The organism is Bacteroides sp. Ga6A2, assembly GCF_000702225.1.
In the GTDB taxonomy this organism is placed as follows: domain Bacteria; phylum Bacteroidota; class Bacteroidia; order Bacteroidales; family Bacteroidaceae; genus Ga6A1.
Window position 1 is genome coordinate 1 of record NZ_JNKX01000089.1, and the last position, 1,168, is coordinate 1,168.

Annotated in this window: 1 protein-coding gene and 1 pseudogene; both read left to right on the plus strand. The window is 36.5% G+C overall.

Features of this window, described 5'->3' with window-relative positions; translation table 11 throughout:
• Positions 1-858 (plus strand): BspA family leucine-rich repeat surface protein (locus tag T538_RS0113780; protein WP_155993238.1); only part of this gene is annotated, 858 nt, incomplete at its 5' end.
• A gap of 107 nt (positions 859-965) precedes the next feature.
• Positions 966-1,168 (plus strand): annotated as a pseudogene (locus T538_RS19050) (hypothetical protein); the annotation flags it as partial.

Consider the following 1,168-nt stretch of genomic DNA (forward strand, 5'->3'; position numbering starts at 1 on the left):
TCGAATGTAACGAATATAGAAGGTATGTTCTATGATTGCCGTAGATTGACAAATCTTGACGTAAGTGGGTTTAATACATCAAATGTAACAAAAATAGAAGGTATGTTTTGGGGGTGTGAAAAACTGGCAACCCTTGATGTAAGCAAATTTAATACATCAAATGTAACGAATATGGAAAAAATGTTCTATTACTGCTGTAGTCTTACAAGTCTTGATGTTAGTGGTTTTGATACAGAAAAAGTTGTATTGATGAAAGAAATGTTTTTAGATTGCCAGAGTCTGACGAGTCTTGATGTAAGTAACTTCAACACCTCAAATGTAACGAATATGGAAAAAATGTTCTTTGGTTGCAAGAGTCTGCAGCATCTTGATGTTAGCAATTTCAATACCTCGAAAGTAACGGATGTGAGTGTGATGTTTGCAGGTTGTCGCAGCCTGACGAGTCTTGATGTAAGTAACTTCAATACCTCAAATGTAACGAATATGAACAAAATGTTCTTAGGTTGCCGCAGTCTGCCGCATCTTAATGTAAGCAAATTCGACACCTCGAAAGTAACGGATATAAGTGTGATGTTCAAGAATTGTGGTTGCCTAACGAGTCTTGATTTAAGCAACTTCAATACCTCGAACGTAACGAGTATGTATGAAATGTTCTTAGGTTGCAAGAGTCTGAAAACAATATATGTCGGAACAGACTGGAATACAAACAAGGTTGATGAGTCGGAAGAAATGTTTAAGGATTGTACAAGTATTGTTGGTGGCAGAGGTACAAAATTCGATTCAAATGTAACCGGCAAGTCTCGTGCAAAGATAGATGGCGGCGAGGCAAATCCTGGATATTTTACGGCTAAGAAATGAGTTGAAAGTTGAAAATTGAAATTTGAAAAAATCATAATTCATAATGTAAATTCCGTTCTGCCGAATTTGTTGTTTTGCAGATTTGGCAGAACTAAATTAAAAATAGTATGGAAAATATTTTCACAAAAATCCTAAGCCTTATTTTGTGTGTGGTAAGTCCTGTGTCTGTCATGGCACAAGAAGCCTATGCTGTGGTATCGCCAGATAGAACAACACTTACTTTTTACTATGACAAAAATAAGTCTTCCCGACAAGGCACGGCGTATGAACTTGACGAATACCCAGAATGGATAAACATGGAGGTTTTAAT